The 26,946-nt window shown below is 66.6% G+C and carries 30 protein-coding genes; 26 read left to right on the forward strand and 4 right to left on the reverse strand.

The features are described from left to right. Window positions 1-70: 70 nt before the first annotated feature. A complete protein-coding gene (locus IEW02_RS03480; RefSeq protein WP_188543277.1) occupies window positions 71-1,519 on the forward strand; it encodes a carboxylesterase/lipase family protein in 1,449 nt (482 codons plus the stop codon). Window positions 1,520-1,535: 16 nt separating this feature from the next. Here IEW02_RS03480 and IEW02_RS03485 read toward each other — a convergent pair whose 3' ends face one another. After that, on the reverse strand, window positions 1,536-2,357 hold the full coding sequence (locus IEW02_RS03485; RefSeq protein ID WP_188543278.1) for an esterase/lipase family protein: 822 nt from the start codon (window positions 2,355-2,357) through the stop codon (window positions 1,536-1,538). Between the two features lie 57 nt (window positions 2,358-2,414). Here IEW02_RS03485 and IEW02_RS03490 point away from each other — a divergent pair, with 57 nt between their 5' ends. From IEW02_RS03490 to IEW02_RS03500, 3 genes are all read left to right on the forward strand, one after another. Further along, complete coding sequence (locus IEW02_RS03490) at window positions 2,415-3,170, forward strand: phosphoglyceromutase (protein ID WP_188543279.1); 756 nt, start codon at window positions 2,415-2,417, stop codon at window positions 3,168-3,170. 104 nt (window positions 3,171-3,274) lie between these two features. Further along, window positions 3,275-4,423 carry a sensor histidine kinase gene (locus tag IEW02_RS03495; RefSeq protein ID WP_188543280.1) on the forward strand — a complete coding sequence of 383 codons (1,149 nt, stop codon included), beginning with the start codon at window positions 3,275-3,277 and terminating at the stop codon, window positions 4,421-4,423. Between the two features lie 22 nt (window positions 4,424-4,445). Beyond that, window positions 4,446-5,129: a winged helix-turn-helix domain-containing protein gene (locus IEW02_RS03500; RefSeq protein WP_188543281.1), complete on the forward strand. Its 684-nt coding sequence runs from the start codon at window positions 4,446-4,448 to the stop codon at window positions 5,127-5,129. Window positions 5,130-5,152: 23 nt separating this feature from the next. Here the strand turns inward: IEW02_RS03500 and IEW02_RS03505 are convergent, their stop codons facing one another. Further along, window positions 5,153-5,950, reverse strand: a complete 798-nt coding sequence (locus IEW02_RS03505; RefSeq protein ID WP_188543282.1) for a DUF3109 family protein — start codon at window positions 5,948-5,950, stop codon at window positions 5,153-5,155. A gap of 69 nt (window positions 5,951-6,019) precedes the next feature. Here IEW02_RS03505 and IEW02_RS03510 point away from each other — a divergent pair, with 69 nt between their 5' ends. The 9 genes from IEW02_RS03510 (at window position 6,020) to IEW02_RS03550 (ending at window position 13,778) form a co-directional block, all read left to right on the forward strand. Beyond that, window positions 6,020-6,970, forward strand: coding sequence for a Ppx/GppA family phosphatase (locus IEW02_RS03510; protein WP_188543283.1), 951 nt, complete (start codon window positions 6,020-6,022; stop codon window positions 6,968-6,970). Continuing rightward, the gene (locus IEW02_RS03515; RefSeq protein WP_188543284.1) at window positions 6,967-8,022 is read left to right on the forward strand and encodes a Yip1 family protein; all 1,056 of its coding nucleotides are present in this window, start codon (window positions 6,967-6,969) and stop codon (window positions 8,020-8,022) included. The genes IEW02_RS03510 and IEW02_RS03515 overlap by 4 nt, the downstream gene beginning before the upstream one ends. A 14-nt stretch (window positions 8,023-8,036) precedes the next feature. Continuing rightward, entirely contained in the window at window positions 8,037-8,858 is an 822-nt protein-coding gene (locus IEW02_RS03520) for a sugar phosphate isomerase/epimerase family protein (protein ID WP_188543986.1), read from the forward strand. Further along, a complete protein-coding gene (locus IEW02_RS03525; RefSeq protein ID WP_188543285.1) occupies window positions 8,855-9,730 on the forward strand; it encodes a thioesterase family protein in 876 nt (291 codons plus the stop codon). The genes IEW02_RS03520 and IEW02_RS03525 overlap by 4 nt, the downstream gene beginning before the upstream one ends. Before the next feature lie 90 nt (window positions 9,731-9,820). After that, entirely contained in the window at window positions 9,821-10,636 is an 816-nt protein-coding gene (proC, locus tag IEW02_RS03530; RefSeq protein ID WP_188543286.1) for a pyrroline-5-carboxylate reductase, read from the forward strand. Between the two features lie 125 nt (window positions 10,637-10,761). Next, on the forward strand, window positions 10,762-11,001 hold the full coding sequence (locus IEW02_RS03535) for a helix-turn-helix domain-containing protein (RefSeq protein ID WP_188543287.1): 240 nt from the start codon (window positions 10,762-10,764) through the stop codon (window positions 10,999-11,001). A 222-nt stretch (window positions 11,002-11,223) separates the two neighbouring features. Next, on the forward strand, window positions 11,224-11,325 hold the full coding sequence (locus IEW02_RS03540) for a 30S ribosomal protein bS22 (RefSeq protein ID WP_003402602.1): 102 nt from the start codon (window positions 11,224-11,226) through the stop codon (window positions 11,323-11,325). Window positions 11,326-11,610: 285 nt separating this feature from the next. Next, window positions 11,611-12,720 carry an NAD-dependent epimerase/dehydratase family protein gene (locus IEW02_RS03545; RefSeq protein WP_188543288.1) on the forward strand — a complete coding sequence of 370 codons (1,110 nt, stop codon included), beginning with the start codon at window positions 11,611-11,613 and terminating at the stop codon, window positions 12,718-12,720. Then, complete coding sequence (locus tag IEW02_RS03550; RefSeq protein WP_188543289.1) at window positions 12,717-13,778, forward strand: lysophospholipid acyltransferase family protein; 1,062 nt, start codon at window positions 12,717-12,719, stop codon at window positions 13,776-13,778. Before IEW02_RS03545 ends, IEW02_RS03550 begins: the two co-directional genes overlap by 4 nt. Window positions 13,779-13,783: 5 nt before the next feature. Here IEW02_RS03550 and IEW02_RS03555 read toward each other — a convergent pair whose 3' ends face one another. Next, window positions 13,784-14,716 (reverse strand): HAD family hydrolase, encoded by a 933-nt coding sequence (locus tag IEW02_RS03555; RefSeq protein ID WP_229745757.1) that lies wholly within the window; start codon window positions 14,714-14,716, stop codon window positions 13,784-13,786. A 109-nt stretch (window positions 14,717-14,825) separates the two neighbouring features. On the opposite strand from IEW02_RS03555, the gene IEW02_RS03560 reads away from it, so the two are divergent. The 13 genes from IEW02_RS03560 (at window position 14,826) to IEW02_RS03615 (ending at window position 24,966) form a co-directional block, all read left to right on the forward strand. Next, window positions 14,826-15,104 carry a glutaredoxin family protein gene (locus IEW02_RS03560; RefSeq protein WP_268236692.1) on the forward strand — a complete coding sequence of 93 codons (279 nt, stop codon included), beginning with the start codon at window positions 14,826-14,828 and terminating at the stop codon, window positions 15,102-15,104. Between the two features lie 124 nt (window positions 15,105-15,228). Further along, on the forward strand, window positions 15,229-15,987 hold the full coding sequence (locus tag IEW02_RS03565; RefSeq protein ID WP_188543291.1) for a redox-sensing transcriptional repressor Rex: 759 nt from the start codon (window positions 15,229-15,231) through the stop codon (window positions 15,985-15,987). Then, window positions 15,984-17,354 (forward strand): glutamyl-tRNA reductase, encoded by a 1,371-nt coding sequence (locus tag IEW02_RS03570; protein WP_188543292.1) that lies wholly within the window; start codon window positions 15,984-15,986, stop codon window positions 17,352-17,354. The genes IEW02_RS03565 and IEW02_RS03570 overlap by 4 nt, the downstream gene beginning before the upstream one ends. A gap of 44 nt (window positions 17,355-17,398) precedes the next feature. Further along, window positions 17,399-18,367 carry a hydroxymethylbilane synthase gene (gene hemC / locus IEW02_RS03575; RefSeq protein WP_188543988.1) on the forward strand — a complete coding sequence of 323 codons (969 nt, stop codon included), beginning with the start codon at window positions 17,399-17,401 and terminating at the stop codon, window positions 18,365-18,367. A gap of 165 nt (window positions 18,368-18,532) precedes the next feature. Next, window positions 18,533-20,086, forward strand: coding sequence for a bifunctional uroporphyrinogen-III C-methyltransferase/uroporphyrinogen-III synthase (locus tag IEW02_RS03580; RefSeq protein ID WP_188543293.1), 1,554 nt, complete (start codon window positions 18,533-18,535; stop codon window positions 20,084-20,086). 71 nt (window positions 20,087-20,157) lie between these two features. Then, complete coding sequence (hemB, locus tag IEW02_RS03585; RefSeq protein WP_188543989.1) at window positions 20,158-21,132, forward strand: porphobilinogen synthase; 975 nt, start codon at window positions 20,158-20,160, stop codon at window positions 21,130-21,132. After that, on the forward strand, window positions 21,129-21,701 hold the full coding sequence (locus tag IEW02_RS03590; protein ID WP_188543294.1) for a hypothetical protein: 573 nt from the start codon (window positions 21,129-21,131) through the stop codon (window positions 21,699-21,701). Before hemB ends, IEW02_RS03590 begins: the two co-directional genes overlap by 4 nt. A gap of 72 nt (window positions 21,702-21,773) precedes the next feature. Next, window positions 21,774-21,893 (forward strand): DUF3827 domain-containing protein, encoded by a 120-nt coding sequence (locus tag IEW02_RS25050; RefSeq protein ID WP_229745758.1) that lies wholly within the window; start codon window positions 21,774-21,776, stop codon window positions 21,891-21,893. 236 nt (window positions 21,894-22,129) lie between these two features. Beyond that, entirely contained in the window at window positions 22,130-22,579 is a 450-nt protein-coding gene (locus IEW02_RS03595) for a hypothetical protein (RefSeq protein WP_188543295.1), read from the forward strand. Further along, window positions 22,572-23,063, forward strand: a complete 492-nt coding sequence (gene mce1N, locus IEW02_RS03600; RefSeq protein WP_188543296.1) for a transport-regulating membrane protein Mce1N — start codon at window positions 22,572-22,574, stop codon at window positions 23,061-23,063. Before IEW02_RS03595 ends, mce1N begins: the two co-directional genes overlap by 8 nt. After that, window positions 23,060-23,299, forward strand: a complete 240-nt coding sequence (locus tag IEW02_RS03605; protein ID WP_188543297.1) for a hypothetical protein — start codon at window positions 23,060-23,062, stop codon at window positions 23,297-23,299. The genes mce1N and IEW02_RS03605 overlap by 4 nt, the downstream gene beginning before the upstream one ends. Before the next feature lie 87 nt (window positions 23,300-23,386). Continuing rightward, window positions 23,387-23,731, forward strand: coding sequence for a YciI family protein (locus IEW02_RS03610; RefSeq protein ID WP_188543298.1), 345 nt, complete (start codon window positions 23,387-23,389; stop codon window positions 23,729-23,731). Then, window positions 23,728-24,966, forward strand: a complete 1,239-nt coding sequence (locus IEW02_RS03615; protein ID WP_371829919.1) for an RNA polymerase sigma factor — start codon at window positions 23,728-23,730, stop codon at window positions 24,964-24,966. Before IEW02_RS03610 ends, IEW02_RS03615 begins: the two co-directional genes overlap by 4 nt. On the opposite strand, the gene IEW02_RS03620 is transcribed toward IEW02_RS03615, so the two are convergent. After that, the gene (locus IEW02_RS03620) at window positions 24,956-26,911 is read right to left on the reverse strand and encodes an acyl-CoA dehydrogenase family protein (protein ID WP_188543299.1); all 1,956 of its coding nucleotides are present in this window, start codon (window positions 26,909-26,911) and stop codon (window positions 24,956-24,958) included. The genes IEW02_RS03615 and IEW02_RS03620 overlap by 11 nt on opposite strands. Between the last annotated feature and the right edge of the window lie 35 nt (window positions 26,912-26,946).

A 26,946-nucleotide genomic window follows, 5' to 3' on the forward strand; every position in this document is an offset into this window, starting at 1 on the left:
CGGGTGGCGCGCCGCTGTGGACCGCGGGAAGGCTGGAGGCCGGTCGGCATTTTTCGTGTAGACAGGATTCATGGACCTCACCGTAGAGATCGCGCAGGGCACCGTCAGAGGACGCGAGGCCGACGGTATCGCCTCGTTCAAGGGTGTGCCGTATGCGCAGGCCCCGTTCGGCGCCAACCGTTTTCGCGAACCGACGGCTCCGCCGAGTTGGGAGGGCGAGTTCGACGCCGGTGACTTCGGCCCGACTCCGCCGGCGCCCGGCTACCTCCCTCCCATGAACGACATCCTCCCCGCACCGATGATCGACGGGGACGACTGCCTGAACCTGAACATCTGGACGCCCGACCTCACCGCGTCCTCGCCGGTGCTCGTCTGGATCCACGGCGGCGCGTTCGTCAACGGCAACGGCGCTATCCCGACGTACGACGGTGCCGCGTTCGCGCGCGACGGAATCGTGTTGGTGTCCATCAACTATCGGCTCGGCGCCGAGGGTTTCGCGCACATCGAGGGAGCGCCCGACAACCGCGGACTGCTCGATCAGGTGGCTGCGCTGAAGTGGGTGCAGGCCAACATCGCCGTGTTCGGCGGCGACCCCACGACCGTCACGATCATGGGTGAATCGGCCGGCGCCATGTCCGTCGCCACCTTGATGTCGATGCCGCGGGCCGACGGACTCTTCACGCGAGCCATTCTGCAGAGCGGCGCGGGACACCACGTCATTTCGGCGGAGTCGGCGCGGAAGGTCGCCGACGCGCTTGCCACCTTCGCGGGAGTTCCGGCCACGGTCGACGGTCTGTCTGCGCTGTCGCCCGCGGATCTCGTTGCTGCGCAGGCGAAAGTGTCCGCGAGTGTGGCGCAGGAGCCGATGAAATGGGGCGAGGTCGCGCTCAACACGATGGCGTTCGAACCCCACATCGACGGCGACGTGGTCCCGGGCCGGCCGATCGATCGCATTCTCGACGGAGAAGGCGCCGTGGTCGACGTGCTGATCGGCAGCAACACCGACGAGATCGCGCTCTTCCTCGTACCGGCCGGGATGACCGACTACGTCACCGAAGATCTGGTGCGCATGACGCTGACCGGCTACGGAGCGGACGTGGAGAAGGTCCTCGGGGCCTACCGAGAGGTGATGCCCGACGCGTCGGCCGGCCACCTGATGATCGCGATCATGACCGACTGGGTGTTCCGCATTCCGGCGCTGCGGATCGCCGAGAACCAAGCCTCCTACGTGTACGAGTTCGGTTGGCGCTCATCGCTGTTCGACGGCAAGCTCGGTGCGGCTCACGCGGTGGAGATCGGGTTCGCGTTCGACAACCTCGACGGTTCCGCCGGCATCACCGGCCCCCACCCGCCGCAGGAACTGGCCGACGACATGCACCGCGCGTGGGTCGCGTTCGCCCGCGACGGCAAGCCCGGCTGGGAGTTGTACGGCCCGGAGCGATCGGTCAAGTTCTTCCCCGGTGACGTCGTCGACGATCCCGGTGCCGCGACGCGCGAGGTGTGGGACGGGGTTCGCTAGGCGCGGGTCAGGTGGCTCACCCCGTGAACGGCGGCACGAACTCGCACGGCACCGGCCTCGGGTGCGCCGGATCCAGCGCATTCAGCACCATCGCCGCGGCCCTCGGTGAGCCGGCGATCCCTGCGTGTTCGGAGAAGTCCTGATCGCAGGTGTCCTGCACCACGATGTTGGTCGCGTTCGGGGCCTCCACGTAACCGGCGGTGTACGGGACCACGACCTCGTCGTAGCGGGTCATGATGTTGGTGTACGTGATCTGCGGCAGGTAGGTCGGCGTGGTGGCGAGCCACTCGTACCCCGGAATCGGTGACGAGAGCGTCCAGAGCGGTGCGAGCGAGACGTACTTGTCGATCCTGGACGCTCCGCCGAGGAAGTGGGCGTAGTAGCTCGGAATCACGGTGCCCTGTGAATGCCCGACCACGTCGAACTGCGCGGCACCGGTGGCCTGCAGAACTCGGTCGGCGAAGGCAGCGAACTGCGCGCCCTTCTCCTCGATGTCACCGAGCCCGCCGATCGCGCTCAGCGGCCACGGGCCGGGTAGCGCCCCGTAGGTGAGGGCGAAGACGCAGTACCCCTCGTTCTTCAGAAGCGGAGCGTAGGTGCCCCAGTTGGTCTGTTGACCACCACCGGTTCCGTGCACCAGGATCACCGGATTCGGGTGCGCCGCAGACGGTGTGCACGAGAAGTCGTTGGTGCCGGGGAGCGATCCGCCGGGGTTGTTCAGCTCGTTCGGCACCCCGGCGAAGAAGTTGTAGTCGACCGGCAGGGGTTCGGCTGTCGCGGTCGGCGCGCAGGCCAGGAGAACGGCGATCCAGAGCGCTGCGAACGAGCAAGTTCTCATGGCTGCAGATGGTAGACAACCGCGCGCGACGCCGGGCCCGCGTGAGAAACTTCCCGCATGACCATCGGAACCCTGATCCTGCTTCGCCACGGCGAGAGCGAATGGAATGCCTCCAACCAGTTCACCGGCTGGCAGGACGTGCGCCTGACCGAGAAGGGTGAAGCCGAGGGCAAGCGCGCCGGCGAGCTGATCAAGGAGTCGGGGATTCTGCCCGACGTCCTCTACACCTCGCTTCTGCGCCGCGCGATCAGCACCGCGAACATCGCGCTCGATGCCGCGGACCGTCACTGGATCCCCGTCGTCCGTGACTGGCGTTTGAACGAGCGGCATTACGGTGCGTTGCAGGGCCTGAACAAGGCGGAGACCAAGGACAAGTTCGGTGACGAGCAGTTCATGCTGTGGCGCCGCAGCTACGACACGCCGCCGCCGCCCATCGAGGTCGGCAGCGAGTACAGCCAGGACGCCGACCCGCGCTACGCCGATCTCGAGTCGGTTCCGCTCACCGAGTGCTTGAAGGACGTCGTCGTCCGGTTCATCCCGTACTACGAGGAGACCATCGCCAAGGACCTGCTCGCCGGTAAGAACGTCATCGTCGCCGCGCACGGCAACTCGCTTCGCGCGCTGGTCAAGTACCTGGACAACATCTCCGACGACGATATCGCCGGGCTCAACATCCCCACCGGCATCCCGTTGCAGTACGACCTCGAGATGTCCGACGGCAAGCTCGTGCCCACCAATCCCGGCGGTACCTACCTCGATCCGGAAGCCGCGGCGGCCGGTGCAGCCGCAGTGGCGAACCAGGGCAAGAAGTAACAGCAGGTAAACGACGAGGAAACGCCCGTGCAGCGGCTGGTGACCAGGAGAAATCCTAGCCCACCCTGCGCGGGCAACCGTTTGCCCGACCGTACGATTCTGGTGTGAATGTCGCGTCCGTAGTGGTGATCGCCGTGGTTGCGGCGATCCTGGGCTACCTCGTCGGCGGCGTTCTGATCCCGTATCTGAACACCCGGCACTCCACCCGTCGGAGCCAAGAATCCGGCCTGACGATGTCGCAGGTCCTCGATCTGATCGTCCTGGCGTCGGAGAGCGGCATCGCCGTCGTCGACCAGTTCCACGACGTGGTGCTCTTCAACCCGCGCGCCGAAGAGCTGGGGATGGTCCGCAACCGCGCCCTCGACGATCGCGCGTGGAAAGCCGCCACTCGCGTTCTCGAAACGGGGGAGGACGTCGAGGTCGACCTCAGCTCCGACGTCGCCGACACCAGGGGGCGCACCCGCATCGCGGTGCGCGCCGTCGCCCGCCTGCTCAGTCGACAGGACCGCCGCTTCGTCGTCCTCTTCGCCGACGACGACTCCGAGACGGTCCGCATGGAAGCGACGCGTCGCGATTTCGTCGCCAACGTCTCGCACGAGCTGAAGACACCCGTCGGCGCGATCAGTCTCCTGGCGGAAGCGTTGCTCGAATCCACCGACGACCCGGTGTCCGTCATGCACTTCGGCGAGCGGATGCTCGGCGAGTCGACACGGCTGGGAAACATGGTGTCCGAGCTCATTTCGCTCTCCCGACTCCAGGGCGCCGAGAAGCTGCCCGACCTCGAGGTCGTGGACGTCGACACCGTCGTCAAGCAGGCGCTCGAGCGGTCCGAACTCAAGGCCGAAGCGACCGGAATCACGGTGACCACCGACCACCCCAGCGGCCTCGAGGTGCTCGGTGACCAAAGTTTGCTAGTGACGGCGCTGGCGAACCTGGTGGAGAACGCCATCGCGTATTCGCCTCAGGGAGCGCCGGTGTCGGTCAGTCGGTCACTGCGCGGAGACGTCGTCGCGATCGCCGTGACCGACCGCGGAATCGGCATCGCGAAGGAAGATCAGGAACGCGTCTTCGAGCGCTTCTTCCGCGTCGACAAGGCTCGCTCGCGTGCCACCGGCGGTACGGGTCTCGGGCTCGCCATCGCGAAACACGTTGCTGCCAACCACAACGGCAGCATTTCTCTGTGGAGCAAGCCCGGCACCGGGTCCACCTTCACCCTCAACGTTCCAGCTCACATCGAGGACGACCAACTGTGACAACAACTGTGGAGGCATCGACGTGACCAGCGTGCTGATCGTGGAAGACGAGGAGTCGTTGGCAGACCCCCTCGCGTTCTTGCTGCGCAAGGAAGGGTTCGAGGCGACGATCGTGGGTGACGGTCCCTCGGCGCTGGCCGAATTCGACCGCGCCGGAGCAGATATCGTTCTGCTCGACCTGATGCTCCCCGGCATGAGCGGCACCGACGTGTGCAAGCAACTGCGGTCCCGCTCGGGCGTGCCGGTCATCATGGTGACCGCACGCGACAGCGAGATCGACAAGGTGGTCGGGCTCGAACTCGGCGCCGACGACTACGTCACCAAGCCCTACTCGGCGCGCGAGCTGATCGCCCGCATTCGCGCGGTGCTTCGTCGTGGCTCCGACTCCGAGGACGTGATCGACAACGGGCTGCTCGAAGCGGGCCCGGTGAAGATGGACGTCGAGCGGCATGTCGTGATGGTCGACGGCAACCAGATCACGTTGCCGCTCAAGGAGTTCGATCTGCTCGAGTACCTGCTCCGCAACTCCGGACGTGTTCTGACCCGTGGCCAGTTGATCGATCGAGTGTGGGGCGCGGACTACGTCGGCGACACCAAGACGCTCGACGTTCACGTCAAGCGGTTGCGCTCGAAGATCGAGAAGGACCCGGCGAAGCCGTCGCACCTCGTCACCGTGCGCGGGCTGGGGTACAAGCTCGAAGGCTGAGCGCAACCAACCGAGGGGCTGAGCTACGCGCCCAGATCCGTGTGCGACGTCCCCACGCCCGTGACCTTCCCGAGCCGCTCCGCTTCCCGCGTCGCGGGGTGGACGGCGATGAGGCCGAGTCCGGCCCGGCGACGGCACAGCGCCGCGAGTTCGGCGTACACGTCCGCGCCGAGCAACTCGGTGAGCTCGGGACCGTACGACTGCCACACCGGCCGGGCGCCCACGTGGGCGTCGGGTGAGCCGGAGCAGTACCAGCTCAGGTCCTCGCCGCCCTCACCCCAGCCTCGACGGTCGTATTCGGCGATGACGGTTTCCAGCACCTGAACTCCGTCGGGACGGGTCTTCCATTCCTGGGTGCGGCGAACCGGCAGCTGCCAGCACACGTCCGGTTTGACCTCGAGCGGCTCGATTCCCTTGCGCAGCGCCATCTTGTGCAGTGCGCATCCGATGCCGCCCGAGAAGCCGGGACGGTTCAGGAAGATGCACGCGCCCTTGTACTTTCGGGTGCGCAGGGCCTGCTCGTCGTCGAGTTCGTCGGCTTCGACGTAACCCTTCTTGCCGAGCCCCTTCTCCATGAACTGCCATTCGTCGGCCCGCAGCATGGCGACGGATTTGTTCAGCTTCTCCAGGTCTTCGTCGTCGGAGAGGAAGGCGCCGTGCGAGCAGCAACCGTCGTCGGGTCGACCGGCCACCGTTCCCTGACAGGCCGGAGTACCGAAGACGCACGTCCACCGTGAGAGAAGCCACGTGAAGTCCGCTCGGATGAGGTGCTCGGGATTGTTCGGATCGGTGAATTCGACCCACTCGCGCGGAAAATCCATGTCGACCTCTGGGGCCGCAGACGTACCAGGTGTCACAGTGTTCGACCGTAGACCCAGTACCGTGTGCGTGTGCGATTAGGTGTTCTCGACGTCGGAAGCAACACAGTTCATCTGCTGGTGGTCGACGCTCATCGCGGCGGCCATCCCACGCCCATGAGCTCCACCAAGGCTGCGCTGCGCCTCGCGGAGAACACGGACGACTCCGGCGACATCACCGCACAGGGAGCGGATCGCTTGGTGCGCACGGTCGCCGACTTCGCCTCGATAGCCAAATCGTCCGGCTGCGGTGAACTGATGGCGTTCGCCACCTCCGCTGTGCGCGACGCCAAGAACTCCGATGCGGTCCTCGCGCGTGTCCGCAAGGAAACCGGGGTCAGCCTGCAGGTTCTCGAAGGCGACGACGAAGCACGACTGACGTTCCTGGCCGTCCGTCGTTGGTACGGGTGGAGCGCCGGCCGCATCCTGAACCTCGACATCGGGGGAGGATCGCTGGAGCTGAGCACCGGCGTCGACGAGAACCCGGACATGGCGATCTCGCTTCCTCTCGGCGCCGGCCGCATGACACGGGACTGGCTCGACGAGGACCCGCCCAGCAAACGACGGGTCGCCGTCCTGCGCGACTGGCTGGACGCAGAACTGGTCGAACCGGCCAAGAAACTGCGCGAACCGGGCGCGCCCGATCGCGTCGTCGGAACGTCCAAGACATTCCGATCACTTGCCCGATTGACCGGTGCGGCGCCGTCCGCCGCTGGTCCGCGCGTTGTAAGAACACTCACATCCGACGGTCTACGCCAGGTCATCGCGTTCATCTCTCGAATGACCGCCGCAGACCGTGCAGAATTGGAAGGCGTGAGCACGGATCGATCACGGCAACTGGTAGCCGGCGCCCTCGTGGCGGAGGCGGGCATGCGTGCGCTGTCCGTCGACTCGCTGGAGATCTGCCCGTGGGCTCTGCGGGAGGGCCTGATCCTTCGCCAACTCGATACGGAGACATTCGGTGAGACGGTGGAACTGCGATGACTGACGAACCGGCCGACGGCCAGCAGGTGTCCGTCGCGGAGCTCCTGGCCCGCAACGGTCAGCGGGTGGGCGCCGCAGGTGGGCGTCGTCGTCGTGGGGTGGCGGGCGGTATCTCCGTCGCCGAGCTGACCGGGGAAATCCCCGTCGTTCAGGACGAGCCGCGGGCGGAGACCGAACAGCCCGAACCCCCGCGTGCCGAACCCCCGCGTGCCGAACCCCCGCGTGCCGAACCTCCGCGTGCCGAACCTCCGCGTGCAGAACCCCCGCGTGCAGAACCCCAGCGTGCCGAACCCCCGCGCCCAGAACCGGTTGCTCCAGTGGCCGCGGTTGCCGAGACGAAACGCCCCGAACCCGCCCGCCCCGAGGTCAAGCGCACGCCGACCAAGGCCCAGGTGAAGGCGCCCGTCTGGCCGACCGACGGTGACACTCCGGATCGACCGTCGAAGTCCACGATGGACACCACACGCACCTTTGCCATGGCCGAGATCGAGGCCGACGAAGACGCGAGTGCGGATGCAGCCGAGACGGCTCTGATTCCGAAGGTCGTCGAGAGAACGCCGCCGAAGTCGACCAAGACTGTCGCTGCACCCGCGATCGACGACGCTCCGGACACCGACGCCCACGAGGTGGTGGAGGCGCCGGTCGAGCCCGGCGTGGACCATTCCGCCGAGCACGTCGACGAAGCAGCCGTCGACGAAGCAGCCGTCGACAACCAAGCCACCGACGAACACGTCACCGACGACCCCGACTCCGAGGAACCGGCCCCGCCCGCGGCGACCGGTAAGCGCAGTCCGCTGCGTCAGTGGGCCGGCATCGTCGGTCAGGGTCTCGTGGCCATCGTGCTCGGTGCGTTGCTGTTCAAGGGCTTCGAACGGCTGTGGGACGTACTGCCGTGGGTTGCGCTGGTGCTGTCGTTCTTCGTCATCGTCGGGCTCGTTGCAGTGGTCCGGGTGTTGCGCAGGACCGACGACATCGTCAGCATCCTGCTGGCCGTCCTGGTCGGCGGTTTCGTGACGCTGGGTCCTCTGGCGTTCATTCTGAGTACGAATTGAGCGTGCGGATCCCGATAGGACTCTCGACGGCATCGGTCTACCCGCAGACGACGGAATCAGCGTTCCGATTTGCCGCCGACCTCGGGTACGACGGCGTCGAAATCATGGTGTGGGCCGACGCGGTCAGCCAGAACGTCGGCGCCGTCGCTGCGCTCAGCCGCAAGTACGGGATGCCGGTCGTGTCCCTGCACGCACCCTGCCTGCTCATCACGCAACGAATCTGGGGAGCGGATCCCGTCGCCAAGCTCGCTCGTTCGGTCCAGGCGGCGCAGGATCTGGACACGACGACGGTCGTCATCCACCCGCCGTTCCGGTGGCAGCGCAAGTACGCCGACGGGTTCGCAGATCAGATCGCGGAACTCGAGGACAAGTCGGACGTCGTGGTCGCGGTGGAGAACATGTTCCCGATGCGCGCGGACCGCTTCTTCGGCGCGAAGGAACGGTCGGCGGGTCGGTTGGCCAAGCGCGGCGGGCCCGGACCGGCCGTGTCGGCGTTTCAGCCGTCGTACGACCCCACCGATGTGGGCCACCGGCACTTCACGCTCGACTTCTCGCACGTCGCGACCGCGGGTTCCGACGCGATGGCCATGGCCGAGCGGATGGGTGACGGTTTGACTCACCTCCATCTGGCGGACGGACGCGGCGCCTCGGTGGACGAGCATCTGATCCCCGGTGACGGAACCGTGCCGGTCGCGGAGGTGTGCGCGGCGTTGATGAAGCGGGGCTTCGACGGCCGGGCGGCCGTGGAGATCAACACGCAGAACGCTCGAACCAAACCGGAGCGCGCGGCAATGCTGTCCCGCGCCCTCGACTTCGGAAGGAAACATCTGTCGTGAGCGGGCAGGCCGGAGGCCGGTCGGAATCAGGCGGGCAGGCCGGAGGCCGGTCGGAATCGGGCAGTCCGTTTCAGGACTTGACGACTTTGGAAAGACAGGGCGACGACGTCTTCGGCGCGACGATCGCCGACACCTGGACCATCGGTCCGAAGGTGCACGGCGGGGCGATGATGGCCCTGTGCGGCGCTGCCGCGGAGCAGCGACTGGCCGTTCCCGACGTGTTGCCCCTGGCGGTGAGCGCCAACTATCTGAACGCTCCCGACCCCGGTCCGGTGACACTCGAAACCGTCGTCCGCAAGCAGGGTCGACGGGTGTCCCACGTCGACGTAGTTCTGTCGCAGAACGGTAAGCCTGCGGTGAGAGCCGTTGTTACACTGGGTGTTCCGGATTCGCAGGCACCCCGCCACACCGTGGGTTCGAGCTCGATGTCGGCGTCGCCGCCCGACGACGCGTCTGCCGTCGCGGCGGGCCACCCCATGGCCGAGATCGTGCATGTGGCGACCGGCTGCGACATGCGGATCGATCCGTCGTCGGCGCATTTTCTCACCGGCGCGGTCGGTGAGTCGGAGATCCGGCTGTGGGTGCGGCCGAGACCGGACGACGAGGCCGACCCGACCACGGCGGCGCTGTTCGCGATCATGACCGGTGACATCTCTCCGCCCGCCACGATGAATCGCGGCATGTTCGGCTGGGCGCCGACGGTGCAGCTCACCACCTACCTCCGGCGACGCCCCGCGCCCGGCTGGTTGCGGGTGGTCGCGTCGAGCACGGTCATCGGGGAGACGTGGTTCGAAGAGGACCACACCGTCGTCGACTCCACGGGCGCCGTGGTGGTGCAGAGCCGCCAGCTGGCCATGGTGCCGTTCAACTGACCCGTGCCGTTCAACTGACCAGTGCCGTTCGACAGATCGACCGACTGCCGCTTTTCGGCTGAGGCACCGCGGCATGGCACGCTTGCCGCCATGACGAGGATTGCGGTGATCGGTGGTGGCCGGATCGGCGAGGCGCTGATCGCGGGACTGGTGGAAGCGGGCTTTGCTCCCAAGGACCTGGTGGTCGCGGAGAAGTCCCCGACGCGTGCGGCAGAGATCGCGAAGGAGTTCGGCGTCGCGACCCGCAGCATCGCCGATTCCGTCGAGGGCGCCGACGTGATCGTGGTTGCGGTGAAGCCGAGCGACGTCGACGCCGTGGTGACGCAGATCGCCGCCGGTGAGATCGACGGTGAGCAGGAGCAGATCATCGTCTCGCTCGCAGCCGGCATCCCCACGAGCCGGTTCGAACCCAAGTTGCCCGCCGGCATGGCCGTTGTCCGGGTGATGCCGAACACGCCGATGCTCGTGGGCGAGGCGATGAGCGTCATGTCGCCCGGTCGGCACGCTCGACCGGAGCACCTCGACGTGGTCCGCAAGATCCTCGGAACGGTCGGCAAGGTGGCCGAGGTACCGGAAAGCCAGATCGACGCCGTGACGGCCGTCTCGGGCTCCGGACCGGCCTATTTCTTCCTCGTTGCGGAGGCCATGATCGACGCTGCGGTGGGGCTCGGATTGACGCGCGCAACTGCGACGGAACTGGTGAATCAGACGATGACGGGTGCCGCCGCGATGCTGGATCGGTCGGGAGAGACCCCCACGGAGCTGCGCGCAGCGGTCACATCGCCCGGCGGAACCACTGCAGCGGCGGTCTCGGAATTGGAGCGAAACGGACTCCGAGCTGCCTTTTTGGACGCGTTGGATGCCGCGAAGAAGCGTTCGGTGGACCTGGGCCGGGCGCACGAATAAAAACCCGATAGTCCACATGTGTCGCAGAAACCCCACAAGTCCCGCTAAGCTCTCCCCAGCACGTGCGTGTCTGTTCAGCAGGAGGGGAAGCCTGCTGCGCGGACGTGCCGGAGGTAAGTGAATAGATGGCGTCCAATATCAACAAGCCGTCGAAGGGTTCGTCCCCCGACGGTCAACCGGCGGTTGCCGGAACGCAGTTCCTCACGGTCGCCGAAGTGGCGACGCTGATGAGGGTGTCCAAGATGACCGTGTACCGATTGGTGCACGGTGGCGAGTTGCCGGCTGTTCGAGTCGGCAGGTCGTTCCGAGTGCACGCCAAAGCGGTGCACGACTACCTGGAGACGTCGTACTTCGACGCGGGCTGACCCGCCCGGTTTCGCTCTCGTTCCCTCGCGCCCGATCCCTGCTGTTCGCAGCGGGAGCGGGGGCGAGTTTCGGTGTGGACGGTATCCGGCGGTAGTATGACGGTTCGTCGCGGCTGCGGCGCCGCATCCGGCGCCGACGCGTGCATCAGTACCTGTCCTGTTGTCAGCACCTGTTCGTGTTCCACACCGAGCAACGAAGAAAGAACGTGAGGGTCACCCACTATGGGTTCAGTGATCAAGAAGCGTCGCAAGCGCATGTCGAAGAAGAAGCACCGCAAACTGCTTCGTAGGACACGCGTGCAGCGTCGGAAACTCGGCAAATAGTCTTTACCGCAGGCAACTGCGTAGATGCCCGCTACCGGTCTCCGGTGGCGGGCATTGCCGTCGGTAAGGCGGCCTGCTCGGGCGCGGTGCGGGCTATGATCGACTCATCCAGTCGCCTGGATATGGTGTGTGAGGTTTCACAGGCTTCATGATCGATTTCTTGTTCATGGGCACAATGCTGATATGCGTGCAATCCTTGCGGGTACACGCTCGACTACCGATCGGTAAGTTCCGAGTCAGCGGTACGGGTCCACACGAAGAACAGCACGGTTGGGGGACAACACAGTGGCTGCCCAAGATCGAGGTGCATCGCCTCCACGAGTCGTCCTGGTGACCGGAGCGTCGCGGTTTCTCGGCGGTTACCTGACCATGCGTCTCGCGCAGAATCCTGCGATCGATCGAGTCATCGCGGTCGACGCCGTTGCGCCCAGCAAGGACATGATCCGGCGGATGGGTCGCGCGGAATTCGTGCGGGCCGACATTCGGAACCCCCTGATCGGCAAGGTCATTCGTAACGCCGGCGTCGACACGGTCGTGCATGCGGCGCTGATCTCCCGCCCGCCCACCGGCGGCGGTCGCACGGTGATGAAGGACATGAACGTTCTCGGCGCCATGCAGCTGTTCGCCGTGTGCCAGAAGGCGCCCAGCGTGCAGAAACTCGTACTCCGGTCGTCGTCCGCCGTGTACGGGAGCAGCGCCAAGGATCCGGCCAAGTTCACCGAGGAGATGGGCGCGAAGGTGCGCCCGCACGGCGGCTACGCACGCGACGCCATCGAGACCGAGGGATACGCCCGCGGGCTCGGTCGCCGCAGGCCCGACATCGCGGTGTCCATCCTGCGCAACGCGCCGATGATCGGTCCTCGAATGAACGGGACGGTCTCGCGGTACCTGACCTCGCCGTTCATTCCGTCGATCGTCGGACGAGACGCACGCATGCAGCTTCTGCACGAGGAAGACGCGCTGGCCGCGCTCGAACGGGCCACGCTGACCGGGCGGGCAGGCACGTACAACATCGCGGCAGACGGCATCGTCATGCTGTCGCAGGCCATTCGCCGCGCCGGTCGCGTCGAGATTCCGATCCCGTTCGCACTGTTCCGCACCACCGGCCAGTCGGCGATGGGGTCGGTTCTGCGTGGTCTCACCACCGAACAACTCGACTACTTCAACTTCGGTTGCGGACTGGACACCACGCGTATGAAGAACGATCTCGGCTTCACCCCGCGCTGGACCACCATGCAAGCTCTGGACGACTTCGTTCGCGGAGCAGGCCTCTCTCCGGTGATCAAGCGAGAGTGGCTGGACGCCATCGAGGCTCGGCTGACGGGCTTGCTCGGTGGGGCCGTGCACTCCGTGCCGGCTCTCGTCGGCGTCGACGAGCATCCGAGGGGGAGATGAGCAACATGGCGAAAGTCATTCCCCTGCGCGGTAATTCGGCGTCCCGACGCGTCGGGGCGAGCGATGGTCGCGACCGGCATCCGTCGACGATCCTGCGTCCCGACATCGCTCCCGACATCGCCGGCGTGCCCACCACCCCGTCCGGACTCGTCCCGACGGAACGCCGTGACACCACCGCGGACAGCGTCGCGGCGTCGGCTGTCGACGCAGTGCGTCGCACCCTGATCGACGGGGTCGCAGGCACCGCGGACTTCGTTCGAAAGCGACTCGCCGGTGACTACGAAGTGGACGAATTCGGCTACGACGAGCATTTCGCCGACAACGTCTGGCTGCCCCTGCTGCGGCCGCTGTTCGACAAGTGGTTCCGCGTCGAAGTGCGGGGCATCGAGAACATTCCCGACGTCGGCGGCGCCCTGGTCGTCTCCAACCACGCCGGTGTCGTCCCGCTCGACGGGCTCATGACGTCGGTGGCCGTGCACGATCACCACCCGATGCACCGGCCCCTGCGCATGCTGGCCGCAGACCTCGTGTTCGAACTGCCGCTGTCGGGTTCGCTTGCGCGCCGCGCCGGGCACACCCTCGCCTGCCAACCCGACGCCGAGCGTCTGCTGCGCGACGACGAGTTGGTCGCGGTGTTCCCCGAAGGCTTCAAGGGCATCGGCAAACCGTTCAGCGAACGCTACAAGCTGCAGAGGTTCGGTCGAGGCGGGTTCGTCTCCGCCGCGCTGCGCACGCAGAAGCCGATCATTCCGTGCTCGATCGTCGGATCCGAGGAGATCTACCCGAAGATCGGCGACATGACGACCCTCGCCCGCATACTCGGCTTGCCCTACCTGCCGATCACACCTCTGTTCCCGGCGTTCGGACTCCTCGGCGCAGTCCCGCTGCCGTCCAAGTGGTACATCGAGTTCGGCGAGCCGATCGCCACGGACACCTACGATCCGTCGGCCGCGGACGACCCGATGGAACTGTTCGAGGTCACCGACCACGTGCGCGAGACCATTCAGCAGACGCTGTACCGCTTGCTCGCTCGACGTCGAAACGTGTTCTTGGGCTGAGTTTCTCAGCTCCTGCGGCGACCCAGTACCGCAGCCAGACCGCCGCCGGCCGCCCCGAGTGCCAACGCGGTGGGCACCCCGATCTTCGCGGCCTTGCGGCCCGTGCGGAAGTCGCGAATCTCCCAGCCCCGGTTCTTGGCGAGCTCGCGGAGGTCGGCGTCGGGATTGACGGCCACGGCGGTGCCCACGAGCGAGAGCATCGGGACGTCGTTGTGACTGTCCGAGTACGCCGTGCATCGACGCAGATCGAGCCCTTCGCGTACCGCCAGCGTGCGGACGGCGTGCGCCTTGCCGAGCCCGTGCAGGATGTCGCCGACGAGGCGGCCGGTGAACAGACCGTCCTTGCTCTCGGCGACGGTGCCGAGCGCTCCGGTGAGGCCGAGACGTTTGGCGATGATCGACGCCAGTTCGACGGGCGTCGCGGTGACGAGCCAGACCTGCTGGCCCGCGTCGAGATGCATCTGGGCGAGGGCGCGAGTGCCGGCCCAGATCTTGTCGGCGATCAGTTCGTCGTAGATCTCCTCGCCCAGCCGGGCGAGCTCGGCGGTGGATCGGCCGGCGACGAACGACAGTGCCTTCTCCCGGCCGCTCGCGACCTCGCCGAGATTCTCCTTACCGCTGACCCTGAATTTGACTTGCTGCCAAGCGAATTCGCTGATGTCACGCGTGGTGATGTACTTACGCGACGCGAGGCCGCGGGCGAAGTGAATGATCGAGGCGCCCTGCACCATCGTGTTGTCGACGTCGAAGAAGGCTGCCGCGGTGAGGTCGAGGGGAACGGACGACTGTTCGGCCGGATCGGCGTCTTCCTGCGCAATCGCGATGGCGGCGTCGGCGCTCGCCTCCCCGGCCAGGCTCGCCCTGATCTGGGCAGCGGTGGGTCCGAGCGGATTACGGATCCGGCGCCGTCGCTTCTCGGATTCCCCGGTCTCGCTCACCCGCACCTCCTACGTTCTTCGCGTCAGGGGTAACCCTAGTCCGAACGGGCCGAGTGACCTCCGACTCACGGCATCGTCGCAGGTCCACCGACGGGTGCATCATCGATGGGTGACCGCAACGAAGCCCGACTCACAGATGCACGGCTTGATCTTGTTGACCCGTGAGGGGTGCGCGTCGTGCGTCGCCGCGAGATCGCAGTTGGAGGCGATCGGTGCGGAGTACGGGCTGACGGTGACGGTGATCGACGTGGACGAGGCGGCGAGCACCGATCCGGAGCTGCGAGCCGAGTACGGCGATCGGTTGCCCGTGGTCCTGCTCGACGGTGCGGAACACAGCTACTGGGATGTCGACGAAGTGCGGCTGCGACGCGATTTGACCGGAAGATGACGTTTTCGCGGGGGCGGAGGCGCATCGTACAACACGCCTCGGTGACTTTGTTCATCGCTGTACGAGCAGTTAACGTGGTGTCAATCAATCCACGGACCAGCCGCGATGACCGAGGGGACCCGACGTGAGCGAAGAGCAGCGCGTACCTGTCGTGGGTAACCTGCGCTCTCGCACTCGGCCCATCCCACAGGCTACGGTCACCCGTCTCGCGACCTACCTCCGGGTCCTGGCTTCGCTCGACGAGGACGGCGTGACCACCGTCTCCAGTGAAGCACTCGCGTCGGCCGCGGGTGTCGGTTCGGCCACTCTGCGCGAGGACCTGTCGTTCCTAGGCCCCACCGGTGTTCGCGGCGTCGGGTACGACGTTCGCTTCGTCCGCACGCGCATCGAGGCCACTCTCGGACTCGACGTCGGGCACCGAGTGGTTCTCGTCGGCCTCGGGTACCTGGGATCGGCCCTGGCCAGCTACCGGCTGGACCGCCTCGGGTTCACCACGGTCGGCCTCTTCGACAGCGACGAGTCCCGGGTCGGGACCGTCGTGGATCGGCTCGTCGTACGGCCGGTGTCCGAGCTCGTTGCCGGCTGCCGTGAACTCGACGCCACAGTGGGTGTTATCGCAACTCCGGACGCATCCGCGCAGGCGGTCGCCGACGAATTGATAAAGGGTGGGGTTCGATCCATTCTCAGCTTCGCGCAGGGCGACGTGCTCGTGCCGCCGCACGTCGAGGTGAAGAACATCGATCTCGCCCTCGAACTACAGGTCCTCTCGTTCAACAGCGTGCGCAACGGACTTGTCGGCGCTCAGAGCCCTCGCCTCGGCAGAGCGGCGTGTGCACCGCAGCCAGTGTCAATCAGTAGAAACGGATCGGTGATTGCACCGTGAGTGTCCTTCTTCTCGGGATTTCGCATCGAAGCGCACCCGTCTCGGTGCTCGAACGTGTCGCGATCAGCGACACCGAGCGGCCGAAGTTGACCGACAAGATCATGTCGAGCAGCCACGTCTCGGAAGTCATGATCGTCTCGACGTGCAACCGCGTCGAGATCTACGCAGTGGTCGACGCGTTCCACGGTGCCTTGACCGACCTCGGTGCGTTGCTCTCCACGCACTCGGGCCTCGAACTCGGTGAGCTCACCAAGCACGCGTACGTCCGCTACAGCGAGGCAGCCGCCGAGCACCTGTTCGCAGTGGCCAGTGGCCTCGACTCGATGGTCATCGGCGAGCAGCAGATTCTCGGCCAGATTCGCGCTGCGTACGCGGCGTCGGACGCGCAGCAGGCGTCGGGCCGTGTGGTGCACGAACTCGCACAGCAGGCGCTGCGTATCGGTAAGAAGGTGCACTCCGAGACCGGGATCGACGCCGCGGGTGCCTCCGTGGTGTCCGTTGCGCTGGACCGTGCGTCGGACGTCGTCGGCGGACTGACCGGCAAGACCGCGGTCGTTCTCGGCGCCGGGTCCATGGGCGGACTGTCCGTTGCACACCTCATTCGTTCCGGAGTAGGCCGCGTCGTGGTGGTCAACCGCACCGCGGCCCGTGCCCAGCACCTGGCGGCGTCCGTCACCGACGGCAGCGTGGTGGCCGAGTCGCGCCCGTTCGACGAGCTCGGTGACGCACTGGCCGACGCAGACATCCTCGTGACCTGTACCGGCGCGGTGGGCGCCGTCGTCACCATCGCCGACGTGCATCGCGCACTCGCCCGCCGCGACACCACCGACCGTCCCCTCGTGATCTGCGACCTCGGACTGCCGCGCGACGTCGAACACGCCGTCTCGGGTCTTCCGGGCGTCACCGTGTGGGACATGGAGACCCTCCAGCACGATCCCGCTGCCGGAGCCGCTGCGTCCGACGAGCGTGCCGCCCGCGAGATCGTGGCCACCGAACTGTCCGCGTACCTGGCCGGCCAGCGCCTCGCCGAGGTCACGCCCACCGTCACCGCACTGCGGCAGCGCGCCGCCGAGGTGGTCGAATCCGAGCTGATGCGCCTCGAGTCCCGTCTGCCCGGTCTGGACGATCCACAGCGCGACGAGGTCGCCCGCACCGTCCGCCGCGTCGTCGACAAGCTTCTGCACGCGCCGACCGTGCGCGTGAAGCAACTCGCGTCCACCCCGGGCGGCGACTCGTACGCCGAGGCGCTGCGCGAGTTGTTCGAGCTTTCGCCCAACACCGTTCAGGCCGTGGCATCGCCCATGGAGGTCCTCGCCGACGACTTCACCGTCGAGGGTGCCGACGTCGAGAAGGGGTTCCTCGGATGACGTCTGTCTCCACCGCGGCTCCCGGCAGCGCACTCGACGGCCGCGTGGTCCGAATCGGTACGCGCGGAAGCCTTCTCGCCCGAACTCAGGCCGAAACGGTTCGTTCTGCACTCACTGCGGCGGGCGTCACCACCGAGTTGGTCGTCGTTACCACCGCCGGCGACAAGTCGATCGCTCCGGTGCGGGAGATCGGCGTGGGTGTGTTCACCACCGCCCTCCGAGATGCACTGGCCGACAAGACGATCGACGTCGCCGTGCACTCGTACAAGGATCTGCCCACGGCCGAGGATTCGCGCTTCGTCATCGCCGCCATCCCGCCCCGCGAGGACGCCCGCGACGCGCTGGTCGCGCGCGACGGCCTGGTGCTCGGTGAGCTCCCGGCCGGATCCACCGTCGGCACCTCCGCTCCGCGTCGTGTTGCTCAATTGCGCGCTCTCGGACTGGGTCTCGACGTCCGGCCGCTGCGCGGCAACCTCGACACCCGCATCGGCAAGGTGGCGAGCGGCGAACTCGACGCCGTCGTCGTCGCGCGGGCGGGGCTCGCGCGCATCGGACGTCTCGAGGTGGTGACGGAAGCGCTCGAGCCCGTGCAGTTCCTCCCGGCTCCCGCGCAGGGCGCACTGGCCGTCGAATGTCGCGGCGACGACGATCATCTTGCCGCAGTCATCGCGACGCTGGACGACGAACACTCACGTGTCGCCGTCGTCGCCGAGCGCGCATTGCTGGCCGAACTCGAAGCCGGCTGCACAGCGCCCGTCGGAGCGACCGCTGAAGTGGTCGAATCCATCGACGAGGACGGCCGCATCTTCGACGAACTGTCGGTGCGCGGCGTGGCCGCGGCGATCGACGGGTCCGACACGATCCGCGCGTCGGCGGTCGGAAAGCCCTCCGACGCAGACGCATTGGGCCGCTCCGTGGCCCGTGAACTTCTCGACCTGGGCGCGCGCGAACTGGTCGACGTCACCGAACCATCCACCCCGAACGTTTCGAAAGGCGAATCGACCGATGCGTGACTCCAAAGCATGGCCGACGCCTGGCGAGAGAAAGCTACGCCGTCCGATCGCGCCGAGACCCGGCCGTACCGACCGCATTGCCACGGGACGCTTGATCCCGAAGCGGGGTCCGGCAACCCCCATAGAACTGAAATTCCGCAACAAGAGCGCACTGGAGAACAAGCAATGACCCGAGTCCGCAAGAACACCCCGGGACGGATCCTGTTCGTGGGTTCCGGTCCCGGTGACCCCGCGCTGCTGACCGTTCGCGCTCGTGACGCACTCGGATCGGCGGAACTTGCGTTCACCGATCCCGACGTCGACAAGGGCGTCATCGCTCTGGTCGGTATCGATCATGCCGCGGATCTCGAGAACGCGGTCGAGGTGCGTCCCGCGCTGGGCGAGCCGGCCGAGGTTGCGAAAACGCTTGTCGCCGAGGCGAAGAACGGCCACGACGTGGTCCGGTTGGTCTCGGGTGATCCGCTCACCACCGATTCGGTCATCGCCGAGGTCACCGCGGTTGCGCGGACGCAGATCCAGTTCGAGGTGCTCCCGGGACTGACCGCAGGGTCGGCCGTCCCGAGCTACGCGGGTATGGCGCTCGGCTCCGAGCACACCGAAGCGGACGTGCGCGGCGTCGTCGACTGGGCCGCTCTCGCCGCCGCGCCCGGCCCGCTGGTGCTGCACGCCACCGCCGGTCACCTGGCCGAGACCGCCAGTGCCCTTGTCGAACACGGCCTTGCGCCGCAGACGCCCGCCGCCATCACGGTGCGCGGAACCACGCGTCAGCAGCGCACCGTCGAAGCAACGCTGGCCACCCTGAACGATGCCGGAGCCGATCTCGTCGGGTCGCTCGTCGTCACCGTGGGCAAGGTCGTGTCGCAGCGTTCGAAGATGTCCTGGTGGGAATCACGCGCCCTGTACGGCTGGACCGTGCTGGTGCCGCGCACAAAGGACCAGGCCGGGGAGATGAGCGAGCGTCTGGTCACCCACGGCGCCATCCCGATCGAGGTACCGACCATCGCCGTCGAACCGCCTCGCAGCCCGGCCCAGATGGAACGGTCTGTCAAGGGTCTCGTCGACGGCCGCTACCAGTGGGTCGTCTTCACCTCCACCAACGCGGTACGTGCGGTGTGGGAGAAGTTCGAGGAGTTCGGGCTCGACGCTCGCGCGTTCTCGGGCGTGAAGATTGCGTGCGTCGGCGAAGCGACGGCCGAGAAGGTGCGGTCGTTCGGCATCAACCCCGAACTCGTTCCCGCCGGTGAGCAGAGCTCGCTCGGATTGCTCGAGGACTTCCCGCCGTACGACGAGGTGTTCGACCCGGTCAACCGAGTCCTGTTGCCGCGCGCCGACATTGCGACGGAGACGCTCGCCGAGGGTCTTCGTGAACGCGGCTGGGAGATCGACGACGTCACCGCCTACCGCACCGTGCGCGCCGCACCGCCGGCCGCCGAGACGCGCGAGATGATCAAGACCGGCGGGTTCGACGCCGTGTGCTTCACCTCGAGCTCGACGGTGCGGAACCTGGTCGGAATCGCCGGAAAGCCGCACGCCCGCACCCTCGTTGCGTGCATCGGCCCGAAGACGGCCGAGACGGCGGTGGAGTTCGGCCTGCGCGTCGACGTGCAGCCGGAGACAGCTCAGGTCGGTCCGCTGGTCGAAGCGCTTGCCGAACATGCAGCACGTCTGCGCGCCGAGGGTGCACTGCCTCCGCCGCGGAAGAAGAGTCGTAGGCGCTAGCGCACATGGGTGTGAAAAAGAGTCCCCCAGCACTCTTTTTCACACCCGAGCCGAACGAAGTGAGGCCCGTTATCTTTCCGACCGACCGACCACGCCGCCTCCGCCGCAACCCGGCCATGCGCCGCCTCGTCGCCGAGACGTCGCTGCAGCCACGGCATCTGGTGTTGCCGATGTTCGTGGCGGACGGCATCACCGAGGAACGCCCCATCACGTCGATGCCGGGCGTTGCGCAGCACACGCTCGATTCGCTGAGTACGGCCGTCGAGCAGGCGGTGACGGCGGGAGTCGGCGGCGTCATGCTTTTCGGTGTTCCGAAGCCGGAGGACAAGGACGGGCAGGGCTCTCTCGCGAGCGATCCGAACGGCATTCTGAATCGCGGGTTGCGGCGCCTGCGAGAGGATTTCGGTGACGACACCGTCATCATGGCGGACACCTGCCTCGACGAGTTCACCGATCACGGTCACTGCGGTGTTCTGGCGTCGGACGGCAGCGTCGACAACGACGCGACGTTGGTGCGCTACGTCGACATGGCGGTGGCGCAGGCCGAATCGGGCGCGCACCTGCTGGGCCCCAGCGGAATGATGGACGGGCAGATCGCGGCCATCCGTGACGGTCTGGACACCGCGGGCTTTCCCGATGTGGGACAACTCGCCTACACCGCCAAGTACGCGTCGGCGTTCTACGGCCCCTTCCGGGAGGCGGTCGGATCGTCGCTGAAGGGTGATCGCCGCACCTACCAACAGGATTCGGCCAACCGGCGCGAGGCAGTCCGCGAGTTGGAGCTCGACCTTGCCGAGGGCGCGGACATGGTGATGGTGAAGCCGGCGATGTCGTACCTGGACATCCTCCGCGACGTCGCGAACGTCTCGCCCGTTCCCGTTGCGGCTTACCAGATCTCCGGTGAGTACGCGATGATCACCGCCGCCGCTCAGAACGGGTGGATCGACCGTGACGCGGCGATCCTGGAATCTCTCGTCGGAATCAGACGTGCCGGTGCGGACATCGTATTGACGTACTGGGCAACGGAAGTGGCGGGCTGGTTGTGACCGATCCGAATTGGAACTGGCACCCCGAGGGGCTGCCGCCCAGCGCAATGCCGGGTCCGAACGAGTTCGAGAAGTACACGGCCCCGGTCGACGTCGAGACGGCTCGACACCTGTGGTTCGGCGCGGTTCTGCTTGGCTTGTTCGGCCTCGTGCTGGGTCTGTATTCGGTCTTCGCCGACCGCGACGCCTACGTCCGGGAACTGCTGCAGCAGGTCCAGGCGCAGGATCCGTCGGTGACCGTGTCCGCTGATACTGCCGATTCAGTGCTGACCGTCGCGATCGTGGTGGCCGTGTTGATGGGTGGTCTGGTGGCCGCGCTCTTCTGGCTCGTCGTGACGAAGATGCGGGCCGGAAAGTTGTGGGCGCGTGCGGTGCTGACGTTCTTCGGCGCCATCGTCGTGGTCACGGCAATTCCGTCCCTGTTCGCCCTCACCGCGTCGAACGGTGCGACATCGGTGCTGACCAGCGTCTCCGGCATCCTTCAGGCCGTGCTCGCCGCCGGCGCCATCGTGTTGATGCACCGGAAAGACTCGACGCGATACTTCATCGCGACACGTCCCAAGATGTGACCTGTGTTACACGTGTGACGGCTATGCTTCCGATCGAACGGAGATTTCGTCTCCCCGTCGGAAGGGTCTGCGATGACGCAGAAGGCTCCACCTCGTGAGAAGTCGTCGGGATCCATCTGGGCTCTGCTCGGATTGCTCGTCGCGGTTGCCGTGACGGTGATGATCGTGGCGTCGGGACTCGCGGCCGCCTGAGTCACATGGCCCGTGTAGCGTGACTGCTGTCACATAGTTCTGGGTCTCAGGGGGCAGCGTGCACGTCCAACACAAGCCGCAGCGCAACACTCGCCTCGAGTTCGCGCTCATCGCGATGATCGTCCTGCTGGGTGTTCTCACGGCTGCAGTGGTCATTCTCCCCGCCGTCCTGAGCTGACATTGTCGGTCGGGCCCGCAGTTGGTCGGGTCCGCCTCGCCGGGCAAGATGGACAGTCGTGACCGACTCTTACGAGACCCCCATCTCCCGACCGCGCGTGGTCACCATCGTGTTCTGGGTGTGGACGGCGTCTGCTGTCGTCCTGCTTCTCCTCGGGCTTCTGTCGGTCACGATCTCCGGCGACACCGTTCGGCAGTCCGTGACCAGCGCGGGCCTCAGTGCCGCCGACGCCGACGGCTACGTGACCCTCTTCCGTGCGGTCGGCGCCTTGATTCTGGTGGTCGGTGCGGCAATCGGTTTCATGACTGGCCGAGTCGGAAAGGGCGACATCCGCTTCCGCCGCGCACTCGCTGCGTTGTCCATGGTGTTCGCCCTCGTGCTGATCGGGGCCACTCTGGTCGGTGTCATCGTGGTGCCCATCCTCGGCCTGCTGTCCGCGGTGCTTCTTCTGGTGGCTGCTGTGCTGTCGTTCCGGCCGTCCGCCGAACCCTGGTTCTCGCGTGACTGAGTCTGCGGACGACGTGGTCTTCGTGGAGTGGGGTGGGCGGTGGCGCACCTTGGCGTTCGGACCGATCTTCTGCGGAATCGCGCTGGTGATCGAATTGCTCACCGGGCCCGTCGTGCACTGGATCGGTCTGGCGGTGATCGCCCTGGTGCTGGTCGGTTTCACCTACGTCCAGGTCGTTGCGGCTCGCCGACATGCGACGGTCCGGCTCACCCGCGACATGCTGCAGCAGGGAACCGAGGACGTCGACATCGACGAGATCATCACGGTCTTTCCCGAGCCCGATTACGAAAAGACGGGCGGGGATCCGGAGCGGTGGGAACTCGCCCGCGCGCTCGGCGAGCTGTCCGGAGTGCCGCGTAAGCGCCACGGCGTCGGCCTGCGGTTGCGCGGCGGGGGTCTGGTGCAGGCGTGGGCGAAGGACGAGGAGACGTTGCGGGAACGTCTGACCGAGCTGGTCGCGGCGCGCAAGCAGGACTCGGCGTGAGACGACAGATCGCCGCGGCCGAAATTCTGATGGCGGTGGTTGCCGTCGTCGTCGCCGTCCTCCTGTGGCGTGGCGGAGTTCGCGTCGACAGTTACGGTCCGCTGCTCCCTGGATCGCCCGGATTCACGACGACGTACTACTCCGGCCCGTGGATCGGCGGGTCGGTGGCCGTTATGGCGCTCGCCGCGCTCCTCGCGTTCGATGCAGCGCGTCGAAACACGCCGAACGAAAACTGATACTCCGACCCTGTCTGTTTCGGACTCGGCCATTCGTCGTCATGATGTGAGCGCAGCTGCGCACTACACAGCGACGAAGGAGAGACCATGAAGTACATGCTTCTGATCAACGCCGACACCTCACCCGGCGCACCCGCCGGCTGCAGCGGACCCGAGGATTGGATGGAGTACGAGAAGGCGATGAAGGACGCCGGGGTGTTCGTGTCCGGTCATGCGCTGGCCGATCTGACGACGGCCACGGCGGTACGCGTCGACCCAGCCACGGGCGCGCGCACCGTCACGGACGGACCCTACGCGGAAGCGCACGAGGTACTCGGGGGATACGACGTCATCGATGTCCCCGACCTCGACAGTGCGCTCGACTGGGCCGCCCGCTGCCCCGCCTCGATGGACGGCGGAGCGGTGATCGTCCGCCCGATCGCCGAATTCTGAGTGTGCACGCCGGGGAGATAGAGGCGGTCTTCCGAGAGGAGCGTGGGCGGCTGCTGGCGTCGCTCGTGGCGCAGTACCGCGATTTGGATCTCGCCGAGGACGTCACCTCGGATGCGCTCGAGGCGGCCCTCGTCCACTGGCCGGTGGACGGTGTTCCGTCGCGGCCGGGTGCGTGGTTGCTGACCGCGGCGCGGCGCAAGGCGCTCGACATTGTTCGTCGGGACACGGTGTACGCCAACAGGATCGCGCAGTTGGCCGTCGACGTCGAGCGGGCCGACCCGGTCCAGCACGGCGACGAGGTCGACCTGCCCGACGACCGTCTGCAGCTCTTCTTCACCTGCGCCCACCCGGCTCTGGCCGTCGAGGATCGGCTCGTTCTGACTCTGCGGTGCTTGGCGGGACTCACCACGCCCGAGGTGGCGAGGGCTCTTCTCCTCACGCCCGCGACGGCGGGGCAGCGCGTCGTCCGGGCGAAGAAGAAGATTTCGCAGTCTCGAATCCCGTTCCGCGTGCCCGGTGCGGACGAGCTACCCAGTCGGCTGCCGCTGGTGCTCCAGGTCGTGTATTCCGTCTTCACCGAGGGATATTCGGCGAGCAGCGGTGAGGATCTGATGCGCATCGACCTGGCCGAGGAGGCCATCGGTCTGGGGCGCGTGCTGCATCGGCTCATGCCCGATTCGCGGAACGTGAGCGGGCTGCTCGCCCTCATGCTTCTGGTTCACGCCCGGCGCGGCGCGAGGACGGACCCGGACGGCGACGTGGTGCTGCTGGCCGACCAGGACCGGTCGCTGTGGGATACCGATGCGATTGCGGAGGGCACTGCGTTGGTCGAACGGGCGTTGAACGGTGGTCCGCCCGGCAGGTACGCGGTGCAGGCGGCGATTGCGGCTCTGCACGACGAGGCAGCGGACGCCGCGTCGACGGACTGGCCACAGATCGTCGCCCTGTACGAGGTGCTGACGGGTCTCGCTCCGTCGCCGATCGTCGCGATGAATCATGCTGTGGCAGTGGCCATGTGCGACGGTCCGCAGCGAGGACTGGAACTGCTGGACGAACTGCGGAATCAGAAGGAGCTGGCACGGTACTACCCGTTCCCCTTGGCTCGGGCCGACTTGCTGCAGAAACTGGGGCGCGACGCGGACGCCGTGGAGGCGTACCGCGTCGCGCTGGCCTGTGTGGTGTCGACGCCGGTGCGGGAGATGATCGAGCGTCGACTCGCGACCGTCAGGAGGTGACGGATTCCTTGACATCCTCGGGCTCGTCGTCGGCCAGCATGGCTGCTCCGAGCAACGCCTCGGGAACGCCGAACGCGTCGATCAACGTCTGCGCGTGGGGACGCAGCGTCCGGCAGCGCTCGTTGATGCCGCGGGTGACGGCCTTTGCCCGCTCGGTGGAGATGTACCGATGCTCCATGAACCACGCCTTGTCCGCGTCGATGACCGACAGCGCGTACAGGTCGCAGACCTCGCCGAGCAGTTCCTTCGCGTCGTCGTCCTCGCAGTTGTCGATGCCGGCGACGAAGGCTTCGAGGATGATGCGATCGACGTGTGCGGTCGCGGCGTGCAGGATGTGGTCCTGGACGCTGTTGAACGCCTCGAACTGGCTCATCTTCTTCGACAGGCCGTTCAAACGCTTTGCAGCACTGGAGATCAGGTACTCCTCGCGGTCCTCGAACATCGAGATCTGAGTGCCGCGGTTGAACAGCGACCCCTCCTCCTCGTTGTCCTGCCGGCTGTCGACGAGGGTCTGAATGATCGGCGCCGCTGCGGTGCGCTTCTTGACGACGTCACCGACCGTGCTGGCCGCGAACTTGACCCAGTCCGCTGCGCCGAACGAGCGCACGTCGTGGGCGTAGGCGGTGAGCAGCTCCTTCGCGACGAGCTGCGTGAGCACCACGTTGTCACCCTCGAACGTGGTGAACACGTCCGAGTCCGCCTTGAGTGCGATGAGGCGGTTCTCGGCGAGATAGCCTGCGCCACCGCACGCTTCGCGTGATTCCTGAATAGCGCGCGTGGCGTGCCAGGTGTTGGCGGCCTTCAGACCGGCGGCGCGGGACTCGAGTTCGCGCTGTTCCGTGGCGTCGGGTTCCTCGGCGCTCTGGATGTCGTGCATCTTCGACACCAGCTCGTTCTGCGCGAACTGCAGCGCGAACGACTTCGCGATCAGCGGGAACAATCGGCGCTGATGAACGAGGTAGTCCATGATGACCACTTCGTCGTCGGAACCCGGTGCGCTGAACTGCTTGCGCTGCTGCGCGTACTTGGTGGCGATGGTCAGTGCGACACGTGCTGCGGCGCCGGCACTTCCGCCGACGGTGATGCGGCCACGGATGAGCGTGCCGAGCATCGTGAAGAAGCGACGGTTCGGGTTGTCGATGTCGGAGGAGTAGGTGCCGTCCTCGGCGACGTCGGCAATCTTGTTCAGCATGTTGGTCCGCGGAATTCGGACGTGGTCGAACTTGATGCGGCCGTTGTCGACGCCGGGCAATCCGCCCTTGTAGCCGATGTCGTAGGTGGTGACGCCCGGCATGTCGTTGCCGAAGTTGGCGTCGCGAATCTGGACGACGAAACAGTGGACGCCCGCGCTCTCGGGCTCCTCGCCGGGACCGCCCGTGATGAGTTGCGCGAACACCGCCGCGTACTGCGCGGATTCCGCGGCCCCGCCGATGTAGTCCTTGCGGGACGACTCGTCGGGGGTGTTGATGACGAATTCCTGCGTCTCGCGGTCGTAGGTCGCGGTGGTGCCGATGGACTGCACGTCGCTGCCGTGTCCGGTCTCGGACATGGCGAAGCAGCCGAGGGTGTCGAGATCGATGAGGGGCTTGATGAACTCGTCGTGATGCCTCTCGGTGCCGAGGTTCTCGATGGCGCCCCCGAACAGGCCCCACTGAACGCCGGCCTTGACCATCAGTGACAGGTCGGACATCGCGAGCATTTCGATCATGGTGACCGCGGCGCCGATGTCGCCCGTGCCGCCTACCGACTTGGCGAAGCCGGATTCAGCTGCCCCTGCCGAGGCCAGGATGCGCATCTGCTCCATGGCCTTGGTCCGCGCGATGGCGGTGTTGGGCGTGTAGTGCGGGGCGAATTCATGGCGACCGAGCTGTTCGCGCGTCTGGTTACGAACGTCGCGCCAGCGGCCGTCGAGCGTGTTCCTGAGGTGATCCGCAATGGTTGCCATACTCGACGGTAACCCCTGTGGACCTGCTGTAAACC

Source organism: Rhodococcoides trifolii (genome assembly GCF_014635345.1).
Lineage (GTDB): Bacteria > Actinomycetota > Actinomycetes > Mycobacteriales > Mycobacteriaceae > Rhodococcoides > Rhodococcoides trifolii.